At 62.6% G+C, this 14,830-nt stretch carries 17 protein-coding genes and 1 tRNA gene; 7 read left to right on the forward strand and 11 right to left on the reverse strand.

Going from position 1 to position 14,830, the window contains the following annotated elements; all coding sequences use genetic code 11:
- Positions 1-24: 24 nt before the first annotated feature.
- Positions 25-98 (forward strand) — tRNA-Ala (locus STHERM_RS10690).
- Positions 99-130: 32 nt separating this feature from the next.
- Positions 131-1,693: a hypothetical protein gene (locus STHERM_RS10695; protein WP_013314908.1), complete on the forward strand. Its 1,563-nt coding sequence runs from the start codon at positions 131-133 to the stop codon at positions 1,691-1,693.
- Positions 1,694-1,695: 2 nt separating this feature from the next.
- Here STHERM_RS10695 and STHERM_RS10700 read toward each other — a convergent pair whose 3' ends face one another.
- The 5 genes from STHERM_RS10700 to STHERM_RS10720 are packed head-to-tail and all read right to left on the reverse strand — an operon-like array spanning position 1,696 to position 5,155.
- Positions 1,696-1,968 (reverse strand): hypothetical protein, encoded by a 273-nt coding sequence (locus STHERM_RS10700; protein WP_014625750.1) that lies wholly within the window; start codon positions 1,966-1,968, stop codon positions 1,696-1,698.
- Entirely contained in the window at positions 1,952-2,488 is a 537-nt protein-coding gene (lspA, locus tag STHERM_RS10705) for a signal peptidase II (RefSeq protein ID WP_013314910.1), read from the reverse strand. Before lspA ends, STHERM_RS10700 begins: the two co-directional genes overlap by 17 nt.
- A 14-nt stretch (positions 2,489-2,502) precedes the next feature.
- Positions 2,503-3,267, reverse strand: coding sequence for a Nif3-like dinuclear metal center hexameric protein (locus tag STHERM_RS10710; RefSeq protein WP_013314911.1), 765 nt, complete (start codon positions 3,265-3,267; stop codon positions 2,503-2,505).
- Between the two features lie 25 nt (positions 3,268-3,292).
- Positions 3,293-4,399 carry a glycosyltransferase family 4 protein gene (locus STHERM_RS10715; protein ID WP_041623639.1) on the reverse strand — a complete coding sequence of 369 codons (1,107 nt, stop codon included), beginning with the start codon at positions 4,397-4,399 and terminating at the stop codon, positions 3,293-3,295.
- Positions 4,400-4,441: 42 nt separating this feature from the next.
- On the reverse strand, positions 4,442-5,155 hold the full coding sequence (locus STHERM_RS10720) for an SOS response-associated peptidase family protein (protein ID WP_071650349.1): 714 nt from the start codon (positions 5,153-5,155) through the stop codon (positions 4,442-4,444).
- Positions 5,156-5,212: 57 nt separating this feature from the next.
- Between STHERM_RS10720 and STHERM_RS10725 the strand changes: the two genes are divergently transcribed.
- Together STHERM_RS10725 and STHERM_RS10730 are read left to right on the forward strand one after the other, a co-directional pair.
- Entirely contained in the window at positions 5,213-5,578 is a 366-nt protein-coding gene (locus STHERM_RS10725) for a hypothetical protein (protein ID WP_013314914.1), read from the forward strand.
- Complete coding sequence (locus tag STHERM_RS10730) at positions 5,575-6,165, forward strand: HDIG domain-containing metalloprotein (protein ID WP_013314915.1); 591 nt, start codon at positions 5,575-5,577, stop codon at positions 6,163-6,165. The genes STHERM_RS10725 and STHERM_RS10730 overlap by 4 nt, the downstream gene beginning before the upstream one ends.
- 42 nt (positions 6,166-6,207) lie before the next feature.
- On the opposite strand, the gene STHERM_RS10735 is transcribed toward STHERM_RS10730, so the two are convergent.
- From STHERM_RS10735 to STHERM_RS10745, 3 genes are all read right to left on the reverse strand, one after another.
- The gene (locus tag STHERM_RS10735) at positions 6,208-6,960 is read right to left on the reverse strand and encodes a DUF2202 domain-containing protein (RefSeq protein WP_013314916.1); all 753 of its coding nucleotides are present in this window, start codon (positions 6,958-6,960) and stop codon (positions 6,208-6,210) included.
- Between the two features lie 112 nt (positions 6,961-7,072).
- Positions 7,073-8,428 carry a sensor histidine kinase gene (locus STHERM_RS12590; RefSeq protein WP_013314917.1) on the reverse strand — a complete coding sequence of 452 codons (1,356 nt, stop codon included), beginning with the start codon at positions 8,426-8,428 and terminating at the stop codon, positions 7,073-7,075.
- Positions 8,425-9,114, reverse strand: a complete 690-nt coding sequence (locus tag STHERM_RS10745; protein WP_013314918.1) for a response regulator transcription factor — start codon at positions 9,112-9,114, stop codon at positions 8,425-8,427. Before STHERM_RS10745 ends, STHERM_RS12590 begins: the two co-directional genes overlap by 4 nt.
- Positions 9,115-9,197: 83 nt before the next feature.
- On the opposite strand from STHERM_RS10745, the gene STHERM_RS10750 reads away from it, so the two are divergent.
- Positions 9,198-9,650, forward strand: a complete 453-nt coding sequence (locus STHERM_RS10750; protein ID WP_013314919.1) for a hypothetical protein — start codon at positions 9,198-9,200, stop codon at positions 9,648-9,650.
- Positions 9,651-9,702: 52 nt separating this feature from the next.
- Here STHERM_RS10750 and fabF read toward each other — a convergent pair whose 3' ends face one another.
- The 3 genes from fabF to fabD are packed head-to-tail and all read right to left on the reverse strand — an operon-like array spanning position 9,703 to position 12,651.
- Positions 9,703-10,944: a beta-ketoacyl-ACP synthase II gene (gene fabF, locus STHERM_RS10755; RefSeq protein ID WP_013314920.1), complete on the reverse strand. Its 1,242-nt coding sequence runs from the start codon at positions 10,942-10,944 to the stop codon at positions 9,703-9,705.
- A gap of 19 nt (positions 10,945-10,963) precedes the next feature.
- A complete protein-coding gene (fabG, locus tag STHERM_RS10760; protein WP_013314921.1) occupies positions 10,964-11,707 on the reverse strand; it encodes a 3-oxoacyl-[acyl-carrier-protein] reductase in 744 nt (247 codons plus the stop codon).
- A gap of 11 nt (positions 11,708-11,718) precedes the next feature.
- Complete coding sequence (gene fabD, locus STHERM_RS10765; RefSeq protein WP_013314922.1) at positions 11,719-12,651, reverse strand: ACP S-malonyltransferase; 933 nt, start codon at positions 12,649-12,651, stop codon at positions 11,719-11,721.
- Positions 12,652-12,782: 131 nt separating this feature from the next.
- On the opposite strand from fabD, the gene STHERM_RS10770 reads away from it, so the two are divergent.
- On the forward strand, positions 12,783-12,998 hold the full coding sequence (locus tag STHERM_RS10770) for an OadG family protein (RefSeq protein WP_013314923.1): 216 nt from the start codon (positions 12,783-12,785) through the stop codon (positions 12,996-12,998).
- 24 nt (positions 12,999-13,022) lie between these two features.
- A complete protein-coding gene (locus tag STHERM_RS10775; protein ID WP_013314924.1) occupies positions 13,023-14,822 on the forward strand; it encodes a biotin/lipoyl-containing protein in 1,800 nt (599 codons plus the stop codon).
- The last annotated feature ends 8 nt before the right edge of the window (positions 14,823-14,830 follow it).

Consider the following 14,830-nt stretch of genomic DNA (forward strand, 5'->3'; position numbering starts at 1 on the left):
TGTACGTACTCTGTACGTACAAATGGGGGTGTAGCTCAGTTGGCTAGAGCGCTTGAATGGCATTCAAGAGGTCACGGGTTCAACTCCCGTCACCTCCATTTTTTTGTCCCCACCTCTCCAGGATGATGTGATGGCGGCGGATACGAACGTTCCCCTTCCTGATTCGCAACAACCTCCCGGTTTCGACGAACTCTTCGGACAAGGGGGAGGGCCGGCTCCCGGCAAACGGGGGTTCACCATCCCCAAGGAGCTCGTGGAGGCTCCGAAGCCCTTCTTCAAGGATCCTCAGTACTACCAGAAGGTCCTCTCCGGTGAAGGGGAGGGGGCGAAACGACTCCACCAGAGTCTCGCCGCCTTCCTGAATACAGAGGATCCACAGGAGCGATCGATCTACCGCAACCGCATTATCACCGCTTCCTGGGAAGTGGCATCGTCCATCGCCCCCAAGATCACCAGACGGGATCTCCCGCTCCCCAAGCGCCTCTTCCTCAGGTTCGGCATCCTGCTCCCCACCCTCCTCAGCGAGGAACAGCGCGAGATGTTCTCCCGGGTCATCCTCGACAACACCACCGGGGAACCCGTCCACTACGTGGACGAGTGGCTCTACAAGATCGGCATCGGCGAGATCGCTCCTTCGGCCCAGGACGAGACCCTCACTGCGAAGAAGCGTCAGACAGAGCGGAAGAAGAACATCCTGGGGGAGCTCCAGGGCAAGCTCGAGGCCCAGAAGATGGTCATCATGAACAAATCCTTCGAGCTCGAGGCCCAGGAACAGGCCCTCCAGGAGCAGCTCAGGGTGATGTGCGCCCACGGGCGGGACCCCTCCAATCAGAACGCGCTCTTTCCCTTCACCGAGGCGCAGAAAGGCGCCTACACCGAGGCCCTCAATACGCTCCGCCGCATCTCACAGCTCGACAAGGAACTCGCACGGGAATACGCCGAGCTCAAGCGCATCACCGCCCACATGGAAAAGGCCCGTGACGCGGGGATGGAAGAGGAAGAGGTGGACGCCGATGTCATACGGCAGGAGATGAGCGCCGTCAGGCAGATGGCCAAGCTCTGCGTAGGGAGACAGGGAAACCACTTTCCGCTCGCCATGCGGCACTACATACGACCCAGAATCGAGGAGGTCGGCATAAGGGAACGAGTCCTCCAGATCCTCGCCGAGATAGAATACCTCGATCCGGGGGCCTTCGAACGGACCTACCGGCAGCAGGTCCACAGGATCGTGCCCCACGTGATACTCATACCCTCCTATGGCGAACGGGGCATCTGCTGGGAACCCTTCGAAAAGTACAACAGGGGAACGAGCAGGGGGCGGATCGCCATCCCCATGTACCCGAAGGACCTCAGGACCGCGGTGATCGCCGCTGTGGGCGATCTCAGGTGGCAGGTGGCGAAAGAGAAGGCACAGCACTACTGGATGGAAGAAGGACTCACGGGGTGGTACTACCAGTACTTCACGGACCACAAGATGAAGGGGGACGTGAAGGAACAGTTCATCGAGGACTACATCCTCTGGATCACCAAGGAGAGCGAGGGGACGCAGAAGCTCGCCCGGGAGGTGAGGGACATCTTCTGGCGCTATATGCCCTTCCCACAGGAGATCAAGGACAAACTCAAGACCCGCGGCTTCGTGTACGCCGAGCTCTACAAGAAGGACATCAACAGATCCCTCTCAGACGGCTACTGAACCTACCTCTTTCTCTGAAAGAGAGGGGAGAAATAGGCCTCGAAATCTATCTTCTTACTCACCCACACCACGAGACGGTGGTAGATCACGTACGTGCCCACGAGGGCGAGAAGGAAGATGAAGAGGATCATGTAGGCAGAGACCTCGGGGGACACCACAGGGGCGAGAAACCTCCCGTAGAGGAAGAGGAGGACGAACACGAGGATGAGCATGATCGCCAGGTTCACCACCGTGGCTCCCAGGATGAAGAGTACCGTGTTAAGCTTCTTGTTCATGATCTCGCTCCTTTGAATCTTTTCGCATCTCGATGAAGAAAGAGACCAGGAGGATGAGGGAGCACACCACGATCGAGGCGTCGGCGATATTGAACGTGGGCCACCGCTCCAGGCCGAAGATGCCGAAGAACTTCACGTCTATGAAATCCACGACCCCCGCATCCCTGAAGAAGCGGTCGATGAGGGTGCCCACACCCCCCCCCAAGATACCCGCAAGGGCCCATCGCTGGAGCGAGGAAAGCTCGTCCGACCGGAAGAAATAGACCAGGATCCCCACCAGCAAGACCACGGGGACGAAAAGGAAGAGGAAGATCCTCACGGGCTCGGGAAGGGTCCGCCCCAGACTGAAGGCTCCGGCCTTGTTCGTGGTGTGGATGATACGGACGAGATCGCCGCCGAACGACCAGCCCACCCTGTGATAGGGTATCCGTGTGACCACCAGATACTTCGTGAACTGGTCGAGTGCGGCGATCAGCACCGTGAGCGTGAAGGGAAGGTATCGCGTGAACGTCCGCTTCATGGTTCCTCCTGCACTCAAAGTCCCGTGGGAAGATCTATGAAGAACCCCTCGATTCCCAGGTCCCTCTCGACCCGCTCCTTGAGGGCGAGGGGTCCCACCGTCTCCGAGCGATAGTGCCCTATGCCCGCCACAGTGACGCCCCCCTCCTGCGCCGGATAGTAAGCCGAATGGTGCACCTCTCCTGTGATGAACGCATCCAGCCCGAGGCTCACGGCTTCCTCCACCACGGAAGAGGCCGATCCCGAGACCACCCCCACCGTCCGGATCTCCTCGGGACCGAAGGGGAGCAAGGTCACCGCCTCGTTCACCCCGGGGAACCGCCCGAGGAGATCGTGTACAGAAACCGGATGTTCCAGGGTCCCCCACACCCCGAGAGGGACACCGCGATACCACCCGAAAGGACGTGTCTCCGAAAGACCCAGGAGTGCGGCGAGACGCGCGTTGTTCCCCACCTCGGGGTGGGCATCCAGGGGGAGGTGCGCCGCGAAGAGAGAGAGGGAGGATTCCACCAGAAGCGAGAGCATCCTGTATCTCGGCCCCACCAGCGGGACGGGGTCTCCCCAGAAGAGACCGTGGTGGACCACGAGGAGGTCTGCTCCCGCCTCATGGGCCCGCCTCGCCGCCTCTTGACAGGCATCCACGGCATAGGCGATACGGGAAACCGGCCTCGCGGCATCACCCACCTGGAGACCGTTGAGCGATGCATCGAAGGAGGAGTACTTCCCTATCTCCAGAAGTTCTTCGAGATACTTCGAGACCTCACCCACCGTGTGTGCCATGCGGATACTATACCGCAGGGTTTCTCTATTGGGAAGTGCGTCCCACGACGCCCAGGAAGGAACGGAGACGATCCATACTCTTCCGCCACGAGGGGAGCGAGGAAGCTGTTTCGTAGGCCCGAAGCGAGTAATCGAGGAATCCCGATCTCCTCTTGATCCAGGAAGAAAGGACCTCGTACAGTCCCCTCGCATCGGAGGGTTTCAACCACACTCCGACATCATCGGGAAGCCACTCCCGGAGCCCCAGGAGGGAGCTCCCCACAGGCACCACCCCCCATCCGAGGCCCTCTCCACATACCAGGCCCATCTCCGGCCGGTTGCTCATGAGGACGACTGTATGCGCCCTCTCGAAATGGTCCATGAGCGAGAGATCGTCCACCCTCCCCACCAGGTCCACGCGCCTCGAAAGGCCCATGGCCGAGATCTCCTCTTGGATACGAAGGACATAGGAGGGATCCACCGCGAGGGACCCCACGATGGTACAGTGCCACCCTCTCACCCCCTGCTGCGAGAGATGGAAGAGGGCGTCGAGGAGGACATCGAGACCCTTGTGGGGAACCACGTTACCGACCCAGAGTATCTCGAAGGTGTCGGAAAAGGCCTTCCGCTTCACATCGAGTTCGGTCATCCTCCCGTGGAGACGGTCGAACCCAGGAGGGATGAGCTCCACCCGGCACTTCGTCCCACAGCGCTCCTCGACGCGCTCCACGATGCGGGGATGGGCACAGACGAGCCCACTCAAAGCGGTCGCCGCGGAAACCTTGAGCCGGGCGAGCACTTCCTGGTGGAGCAAACTTCCCTCGGGAGAGAAGTCGAGCCTCGAGAGGATCCCGCAGGCCCGGTACCGTCTCCAGAGGGTCCTGGACGCACCGGACCAGAAGAGGGGCAGGAGGGGCTCCTGGATGATCACTACTTCGGGACGAAGGAGAGAGAGGATCCGCTCGATCCTCCCTGCGAGGGCCTCCACGAAACCCGCAACGAGACTCCTCCACGCACCCGGCACCTGCCCCAACCTCAGCACCCTCACCTCGTATCCCCAGTCCCTCAGTGAATAGAGCATGTGTTCTTCGAAGATCTCCTCCCCGGTCCTTCCAAGGGGAGAATGGACGGAAAGCACCACCACCTTTTTCACTGTCCCGCTCTTTTTATATCATTGAACAAAACCTTCCGGCCTTCAACTCCTTTTTTCGTCAAAAAGATCGGGTGACTCAAGCCCGCTGTACCGGAAAGGAGTCGTCGCATCGGCTCCCCGATAGGAGGGGTCCTTCAATATGTGATCGCGTACGGGATACACTTCATACTCATCGAGGAAGGGTCCCTCGGATGTGAGGCGCCCCTCCATGATCCAGGAACCGAGTTCCCCCTGCTCCAGGATGCAAGGCACCCTCGGCCACGGGAAAAGGCCACGCTCCCCCCTCCGCGGGGATCGGGTGAGCACCACACATCTCGACGCCTTCCCGCGTCCCTCCCCCACATCCAGCAGGCCCGCGAGGAAGAAGAGACCACCCGCCCGCTTACGGCAATAGAGCGGATAGACCACGCCGTACCGCCGGAGGGTCTCGTAGAACCCATCCACCACCAGGACGCAGCGTTCCCCCCTCTCCAGGAGCCGCCTGAAGAGGGGTCTCTCAGAGAGGGTTTCCCACCGCGCGTTCGGCACCACGGTTTCGCGCCCGGCTCCCTGCAGGATCACGAGCCCCCACCGGGCGACTCCCGGCAGCACGGACCTTCGCCGGTGGAACAACACTCCCACCTTGGGGCGCGTATAGGCACACACGTGAGAGAAGCCCGAGGGAAATCCCTCCGGGAGGGACGTCCCCAGGGCTTCCTCCACCGCATCCCGCTCCATCGTCAACGAGAGCCTCACGCACACACCACATCCTAGCATGTCCCGTTTCCCCTGTCAGGTATTCCCTTTCGCCTTGTAACCTGGTATCGTTGGTCCATGCACGCTCGCATCACCGATACCATCCTGGATCTCACCATGAGAGAGGGTGAGCTCCCCCTGGAGGTACGGGAACGAAGCCCTCTGGTGGTGGCCCTGTTCACCCAGGACTGGTGTCCGCAATGGACCCACATGGCCGAATGGCTCCTCCCCCTCGCCGAAGAGAGGGGAGACCTTTCGGTCTTCTGGGTGGAGTACAACCGAAGCCCTCTCTTCGCCCCCTTCCTCACGTTCAAGGAAACGACCTGGGGGAACCACCTCATACCCTACCTCCGCTACTATCACAGGGGCAGACTCTTCCACGAGAGCAACTACGTCTCCCGCCCCATGTTCATGGACATCCTCACCGCCAAGGAGGTGTTATGAGCCACATACCCACGAGGGACGAGGCGTGGGGCCTCCTCACCGCCCACATCGAATCGGAGAACCTCAGGCGGCACTGCCTCGCGGTCGCTGCGGTGATGGAGCACTTCGCGAAGAAGATGGGTGAACCTCCGGACAAGTGGTACATCATCGGTCTCGTCCATGACCTGGATTACGAAAGGCATCCGGATCGTCACTGTGAGGTGACCCCGATCATCCTCCGTGAAGCGGGGTGGCCGGAAGACTACATCCGCGCGATCCTCAGCCACGGCTGGAAGAGGGTGACCGACGTGGAACCCGTGCACCCCATGGAGAAGGTGCTCTTCACGGTGGACGAACTCACGGGACTCATCGCCGCCACCGCCCTCGTGAGGCCCTCCCGCTCCATCCTCGACCTCACCCCGAAATCGGTGAAGAAGAAGTGGAAGGAGAAGAGCTTCTCGGCCGGGGTGGACAGGGGACTCATCGAGGAAGGGGCCCGGATGCTGGGGATGGAACTCTCCGAACTCATCGCGGAGACCATCGAAGGCATGAAGCCTGTGGCGGCTTCGATCGGACTCGAGGGAAACCCGGCGACACCTTCTTCATGAAGAAGCGGCGCCTTTTGGGCGCCGCTTCGTGAGTCTGTCTCTTCACCACCGGGGTCCTGCCCCTCCCCTGCCGGGTCCCCCCATCATGCCGGGACCATGTCCCCCCATCCATCCTCTCCCCAGGAGGAGGTCCTCGTAGTCCTCCTGGGAGAGATACCTGGGCTTGTAGGTGATACCCACCAGGGAGAGCTGCCTCACCCCTGCGGCGAGTCGACGTGCGAGCGCCTGCTCGAGCCAGAGGTAGGCGAGATCGAGGTCCTCGTTGTCCGAGTGCTCACGCCCTTCCCTCACCTGGACGAGCATCCGCTCCGTGAACGCGTTCATGGCCTGCACCGCCTCCGCCACAGAGTCGACCTTCTCCGCTTCCCTGTAGAGCCTGGTCACCTCGGAGGAGGAGTATGAGCCTGCAGGTTTCCCCTCGAGGGTATTCTCGATCCCGTAACGATCGAGGAAGAAGTCGAAGAGGGAACCGTCACCTTGCCGTTCGGCCTGGAAGGCGAAGAGGCTCTGGGGGAACTTCTGTGCATAGAGGTCCGTGAGATCCCTCATCGCCTTCTCGTATTCGAGGAGCGAGAGGAGATCCTCCCTCTCCTGCGTCGAGAGCGAGGAGGGGGGTACCTGTTGCAAGAAAGAGAATGCGCCCGGACCTCTCCCGTATCCCCTTTGGGGCCGAGCCACCGCTTCATCATTCTGCGGAGAAACGCCGTACGGCATACCCGGTCTGCCGGGGGCGGCCATGAGGAGGGCCGAGGCACTGAGGAGGACACCCGCCACGATCATCATTCTTCGTTTCATCACACCACTCCTTACAGTGTTGATCTCATTCCGTACCACGTACGGTACGTATGAGAATCTACCCGATCTGTATGGAGATTCTGTGAAGAAACCACAGGGGATCTATGAAGAATCACGATGAGGCGGGAAGTCGTACCGTGAACCGCACCCATCCCTCCGCACTCGCCGCCTCGACCCGCCCCCCATGCCCCTCCACCACCGCCCGCACGATCGCCAACCCCAGCCCACTCCCCCTGCTGTGTCTCCCACGCTCCCCCCTGTAGAGGCGCTCGAACACCAACGGGAGCTCCTCCTCTCCGATCCGGCCGGGATTCTCGACCTGGAGCACCACCTCCGCCCCAGCCCTCTCCACCCGCACCCGCACCGGCCCCTCCCCCGACGCGTGCTGGAAGCCGTTGCGCACCAGGTTCTCCACCATCCGTACCAGGAGATCCCCCTCACCGAGCACCACCCCCTCATCCTCCACCGAGACCTCCACCTCCCTCCCTTCCCCCAGCATCCGGAGCCGCTCCACCACCTCCGCCGCCACACGCCCCAACGCCACCTCTTCCCGCAGCCCCCTCCGCGCAGGATCCTCCACCCGAGTAAGGAGCGCGAGGTCCTCGATGAGGGCCTCGATCCGCGCCAGCTCATCCAGCACCAGCGAAACACGCTCCCCGGAGACCTGCAACACCCCATCCCTCATCCCCTCCAGCTGGGCCCGCAAGGCCGCGATCGGGGTACGGAGGTCGTGCGCCACATCCTGTGACCACTGGGCCCTCAGCCGCTCTTCCCTGAGGAGCTGTTCCTGGAGGGAGACCGCCGCCCTCCCTATGGCCGAAAGCTCCTCGATCGAGGCATCCGGGAACACCACCCCCCGCTCCCCCCTCGCGAGCCGCACCAACCCCTCGGCCATACGCCGAGCCGTACGGGCGAAGTCGCGCACGAGGAGGAGGAGCACCCCCCCCGAACCGATCAACGCCACCACCCCCCCGGTGACGAACGGCACGAGAAACCCCCTCGTGAGCGCACCCTCCTCCTCGGACGCACCGAACCCTGCCACCCGGAGCCCCACGTACCCCTCCACCCGGCCATCCACCCTCACCGAATCCCACCGCAGCCCCTCCCACACCTCCCCCGGAACATCCCCCACGCCCCCCGACCCCATCATCCCCCGCATCCCCATCCCCGGCTCCCCCCTCATCCAGGCCGCCACGGGCCGCCGCTCCCTGTCGAGCACCACCACCACCTGGAGGAACGGCGCGTACGGCCTCAAGACCCGCATCACCTCGGCCCGTCCGAACCGCCCCTCCGCCGCCACCTCCTCGAGGGCATCCACCACCTCCCCCCTAATCCGCGCCTCCCTCGTTCGCTCCAGGGCGCCCAGGGACGCCCTGGCCGACACCCCCACCGCCACGGAGAAGAGGAACACGAAGACCCCGAACCCCACCCCGAAGGCGAGGAGGATCCTCCCCATGAGCGTCCTCATACCCGCACCCCCATCATCCTGTACCCGATCCCCCGCACCGTCTCGATCCAATCGGAGCTCCCCAGCTTGGCCCTGAGGTTCTTGATGTGCGTGTCCACCGTGCGGGCCGAGCCTTCGTAGAGATAGTCCAGGGCCTCCCCCAGGATCTGCTCCCTCGTGAAGACCCGTCCCGGCGAGGAGGCGAGGAGCCTCAGGATACGCCACTCGGCGGGGGTGAGCCGCACCTCGCGCCCCTCCACCACCGCCACGGGCAGCTCGCCATCCACCCGGAGTCGCCGCCCCTCCCACTCCACCTCGCCCGCCTCCTCCCGCCCCCCTCCCTCACCCATACGCCGCATCAAGGCCTTCACCCTCAAGACCAGCTCCCGAGGAGAGAACGGCTTCACCACGTAGTCGTCGGCCCCCAGCTCGAAGCCGAGGATCCTGTCGCTCTCAGCCTCCCGCGCAGTGAGAAAGACGAGACCCACCTTCCCGTCCCGCTCCCGTATCCTCCGCGCGAGCGAGAACCCGTCGCCGTCCGGGAGCATCACGTCGATGATACACACGTCCGGACGCTGAAGCCTCATGCTCTCCACCACCCCCCTCACCCCATCGAACTCCACCACCTCGAACCCCTCCACTCGAAGGTAGAGCGAGACCGCCTCCCTGATCGCCGCGTTGTCCTCTACGAGATACACCCTGGACATACCACCATTGTGCGCACAAAACACGGAGATGACAAGTCCGCGCTTTTTTCGTATAGTGTGTAGAGAGACCCGGAGGAGGACACATGCCGCACAGGCGCAGGTGGGACGAAGACGACCATCCCGAAAGACACGATCGGTATCACGAGGAAGGAATCATCTCGGGCCTCTCGATGATCCTGGTATTCGGCGTACTCTGGAGCACCACCAACATCGTATTCTTCGTCTTCCCGCTCGTATTCGCCGGCATCATCCCCCTCCTCCACGGACTGCGGAAACTCTTCACTCGGCTCGCCCGGAAGACGCGCCGCAGACCATCCGGCGACAGGGAGAAGGAGATCCTCCTCGTCGCGAGGAGACACGGGGGGGTGCTCACCCCGACCATCCTCGCGGTGGAGACAGAACTCACGCTCAAAGAGGCGGAGAAGATGCTGGAGCAGCTCGCCTCCAAGGGCTATGCGAGCATGGAGATCACCGACTCGGGCCGTATCGAATACCACTTCCCCGAGTTCAAGGAGAGGGGGACCCTCCCCTCATGAAAAGGCGCTGTGGGGGTCCCACAGCGCCTCACCTCTTCTTCACTCCTATGGACTACTCCCGGTACTCCTTGATCACCACCACCCCGTTGTGCCCTCCAAAACCGAAGGTCTCCGAGATGGCGGCCCGTATCCTCCCCTTCTTCCCCTCGTTGGGCACATAGTCCAAGTCGCACTCCGGATCCGGCTCCTCCTGGTTGATGGTGGGAGGGAAGAACTGATCCACGATGGCCATGGTGGAGAGGATGGCCTCGATCGCCCCTGCGGCGCCGATACAGTGGCCCGTCATGGACTTGGTCGACGAGACCTTGAGCTTGTACGCATGATCGCCAAAGGCCTGCTTGATCGCCCTAGTCTCGATGGGATCGTTGAGCGGGGTCGAGGTCCCGTGGGCATTCACGTAGTCGATATCCTCCGGTGAGAGCCCGGCATCCCTGAGCGCCCGCTGGATGGCCCTCACCGCCCCCCTCCCCTCGGGATGCGGCGCCGTGAGGTGGTAGGCATCGCACGTCATGCCGTACCCTGCGAGCTCGGCATGGATCCGCGCACCGCGGGCCTTCGCGTGCTCCAGGCTCTCGAGGATGAGCACCCCGGCCCCCTCACCCATCACGAACCCGTCACGATGCTTGTCGAAGGGCCTCGAGGCCTTCTTCGGGCTATCATTGTACTTCGTACTGAGGGCCTGGATCACGATGAACCCTGCAATCCCGAGCGGCGTGATGGCCGCCTCGGTCCCCCCCACGATCACCACGTCCGCCTCGTCCTCACGGATGAGCCGGAGGCCCTCCCCTATGGCGTCGGTACCGGAGGAGCAGGCCGTGGTGATCGTGTAGCACGGCCCCTGGGCGTTGAAGTACATCGCGATATTCCCCGGGGCGATGTTCCCGATGATCTTGGGGATGGTGAGAGGCGCCACCCGTGAAGGCCCCTTCTCGAAGAGCGTACGGAACGAGTCCTCGAGTGTCTCGAACCCTCCGATCCCGTTCCCGATCACCACCCCGAGCCGTTCAGGATCCACCCCACCGTCAGCAAGCCCTGCGTCCCTCATCGCCTCGATGGCCGAAGCCACGGCGAACTGGGAGAAGGGATCCATCTTCCGCGCCTCTTTCCCTATCACCGCCCGGGCATCGAAGTCCTTCACCTCAGCGGCGATCCTACACGCGTACTCGGTCGTATCGAAGTGGGTGATCCTGTCGATCCCGCACTCGCCACGCTTCACCGCCTCCCACAACTGGGGCACCGAGTGTCCGAGGGACGTCACCGCCCCCATCCCGGTGATGACCACGCGTTTCTTCATCCGGTCCTCCTTCATGGTCTCACATCCCCATCCCGCCGTCCACGCCGATCACCTGGCCGGTCACATACGAGGCGAGATCTGAGGCGAGAAAGAGACAGATCTTCGCCACTTCCTCGGGCTGTCCCAGCCGTCCCATGGGGATACGGGAGAGAAGGGCATCCTTCACCTTGTCCGGGAGCTTCTGGGTCATGGGGGTATCGATGAACCCGGGTGCGATGGCGTTCACCCGCACGTTGCGGCTCGCCACCTCCTGGGCCAGACTCTTGGTGAGACCGAGGAGCCCCGCCTTGGAGGCGGAGTAGTTGCACTGTCCCGCATTTCCGTGCACACCCACGATGGAGGAGATGTTGATGATGGACCCCTCCCGCTGTCGGGCCATGGCATGGGCGATCCTGCGAGAGAAGAGGAACGCGCTCGTGAGGTTCACCCTGAGCACGCTCTCCCAGTCATCGATCGACATGCGGAAGATGAGCCCGTCCCTCGTGATGCCAGCGTTGTTCACCAACACATCGATCCCGCCGCTCTCGGTCAGGATCTCCCCCACCACCTTGTCCACCTGTTCCTCGTCGGCCACGTTGCACTGTCTGTAGGCCACCGTGGTCCCCCGTTCAGCGGCGAGGGACTGGAACTCCTCCATATGCTCGCTGGGATTGAGGTCCACGAACCACACCGATGCCCCCTCCTGGAGAAAGAGGCGCACGATCCGGGCCCCGATACCCCTGGAGCCTCCGGTCACGAGAGCCTTCTTGTCCTTCAAAAGCATACCACACTCCTTTATCCTGTGATTTTCTCTATCTGTTCACGGGTACCCGCCGGAAGGCAGGGCACCTCCGCCGAGAGGGCCTTCCAGAGGCCGCAGAGCACCGTGCCAGGTCCTACCTCGAGGGCCCGCTGCACCCCTTCCTCGAGAAGGGCCTGCTCTTCCTCTGTCCACCGCACGGGGCTCGTGATCTGTGCGACCGCCATCCGCTTCGCCTCCTCGCCCGAGGTGAGCGGCCGCGCCGTGACGTTAGAATACACCTTTTTCACGGGATCTGCAAACGAGTACCCGGCGAGGAAGTCGGCAAACTCCTCCTGGGCCTCCTTGAGAAGCGGAGAGTGAAACGGCCCCGACACTCTGAGCCGCACCGCCCGACGTGCCCCTGCGGCCTTGCAGACCTCCTCGGCCTTTGTGAGCCCCTCCTCGGTCCCCGAGAGCACCACCTGTACCGGACTGTTGTAGTTCGCGATGTACACATCGGGGATCCCCGCTCCCTCGAGCACCTCCTCCACCTTCCCCTGAGGGAGCCCCAGGATCGCGCTCATCCCGGTCTTTCCTCCCCGCTCATCCCAGGCCCGGGAGGCCCGCTCCATGCACTCCCCCCGCTTCACCACAATGGGAAACACCTGCTCCGGGGTGAGGATACCCGCCTCCACCAGGGCGGCATACTCCCCAAGGCTGAACCCCGCACACACCGAGGCCTCTATCCCCTTTTCCTTAAGATAGGCGGCCGCCGCCAGATTCACCAGCGTGACGGCGATCTGGGTGTTGTCGGTGCGCTTCAACTCCTCCTCCGAGCCCTCGAAGATGAGCCGGGTGAGGTCACGCCCCGTCACATCCTCCGCGAGGGCGAAGAGGTCTCTCACGTTCTGACTCGCCTCGTACAGATCCCTCCCCATACCGGAGTACTGGGCCCCCTGACCGGGGAAGAGAAAGGCATACGTCATGGCATCCTCCCTTGCATCCACCATACCGTATTTCGTTTTATCGGTCAACGGCCGAATATCGTCCGCCCGCCTTGCACTCTTTTTTCCGTATCTTTATACTTCGTTCAAGACCCCAGCAACAAGGAGTGTCTATGAATCATATCCTCGAACAGGGCCTCATCCTCATGGTCCTGGGTATGGGGGTGGTCTTCGCCTTCCTTTCACTCCTGGTGATCATCATGAACCTCTCGTCGAAGATCATCCTCAGGTTCTTCCCCGAGAAGGAGGAACCGGTGCCGCAACAGGCGGACGCGTCCGCCGAGATCGCCGCGGCCATCGCGGCCGTCACCTATCATACGCGACACTAATACTTTTCAAAGAAAGGACATGCCATGAAGAAACGAGTCCACTTCATGATCACCGCGTTCCGTGACGGGTTCCAGTCCGTGTACGGCGCGCGTGTGCTCACCAAAGACTTCCTCCCCGCCTTCGAGGCCGCGGTACAGGCCGGCCTCACCCACTTCGAGATAGGGGGAGGCGCTCGCTTCCAGTCCCTCTACTTCTACTGCAACGAGGACGCCTTCCAGATGATGAAGACCCTCCGCGAGGTCGCAGGCCCCGATGTGGACCTCCAGACCCTCGCGAGGGGCGTGAACGTGGTGGGGCTCGATTCCCAGCCGCGCGATGTCATCAAGCTCCACGCCAAGCTCTTCAAGAAGTACGGTGTGAGCACCATCCGGAACTTCGACGCCCTCAACGACGTGAACAACCTCATCGACTCCGGAAGAGCCATCGTCGAAGCGGGGCTGCGTCATGAGGTGGTAGTCACCATGATGGAACTTCCACCGGGATGCGAGGGCGCCCACACACCCGAGTTCTACATCGACACCCTCAGGCAGATCCTGGACGCAGGCATCCCCTTCGATTCCGTCTGTTTCAAGGACGCATCGGGCACCTCGGTGCCGAAGAAGGTCCATGAGACCATCAAGGGCGCGCGCAAACTCCTGGGTGACGACGTACACCTCGTGTTCCACTCCCACGAGACCGCAGGAGTGAGCATCGCCCAGTACATGGCGGCCCTCGAGGCGGGAGCCGACCAGATCGACCTCTCCCTCGCCCCGGTCTCCGGCGGCACCTGTCAGCCCGACGTGCTCACCATGTGGCACGCACTCCGGGGTACCGAGTTCGATCTGGGGATCGATCCCTACAAGATCATGGAGGTCGAAGAGGTCTTCAAGGAGTGCATGGCCGACTACTTCAAGCCGCCCGAGGCCCTCGCCGTGGAACCCCGGATTCCCTTCTCCCCCATGCCCGGGGGGGCCCTCACGGCCAACACCCAGATGCTCCGCGACAACGGCCTCATGGACAAGTATCCCGACATCATAAAGAACATGGAAGAGGTGGTCCGGAGGGGAGGGTTCGCCACCTCGGTGACACCGGTCTCCCAGTTCTACTTCCAGCAGGCCTTCAACAACACCCTCTTCGGGCCCTGGACGAAGATCGCCGAGGGCTACGGGAAGATGGTCCTCGGTTACTTCGGTAAGACCCCGGTACCGCCCGATCCGGAGATCGTGAAGATCGCCCAGGAACAGCTCGGCCTCGAACCCACCACCGAAAAGGTGGTCGACATCAACGACCGGGACCCCAACAAGGGGATCGAGGCCGCCAAGAAGATGCTCCAGGAGGCGGGGCTGCCCGTCACCGAGGAGAACATCTTCATCGCCGCCACGTGTAAGGACAAGGGGGTCATGTTCCTCAAGGGCGAGGCCAAGGTGAACGTGAGGAAGATCGACCGGAGCAAGGAAGGAAAAGAGGAGAAGACCGCCTCGGGAGCCAAGGTCTACGCCGTGACACTCGGGGGGAAGAGCTACAAGGTGAAGGTCGACGGTTCCACGGCCGTGGTCAACGGCAGGACCTACACCGTGGAGGTGAAGGAGGCGGAGGACGCTCCGGCCTCCTCCGGTGCTCCCTCGGGTGAGCGCGCTCAGGTCACCGCACCCCTCCCGGGCCTGGTGCTCCGGATCCCCGTGCAGGAGGGAGATCATGTGGAGGACGGTCAGGAGATCATCGTCCTGGAGGCCATGAAGATGGAGAACCCCATCTACGCCCCCAAAGCGGGCACCGTGGCCGCCATCCTGGTGAAACAGGGCGATCACGTCAAGGCCGGCGACGTCCTCGTAGAGATAGAGTAGGAGGCCGC

The sequence above is a fragment of the Spirochaeta thermophila DSM 6192 genome (assembly GCF_000147075.1).
GTDB classification, from domain to species: Bacteria; Spirochaetota; Spirochaetia; order Winmispirales; family Winmispiraceae; genus Winmispira; species Winmispira thermophila_A.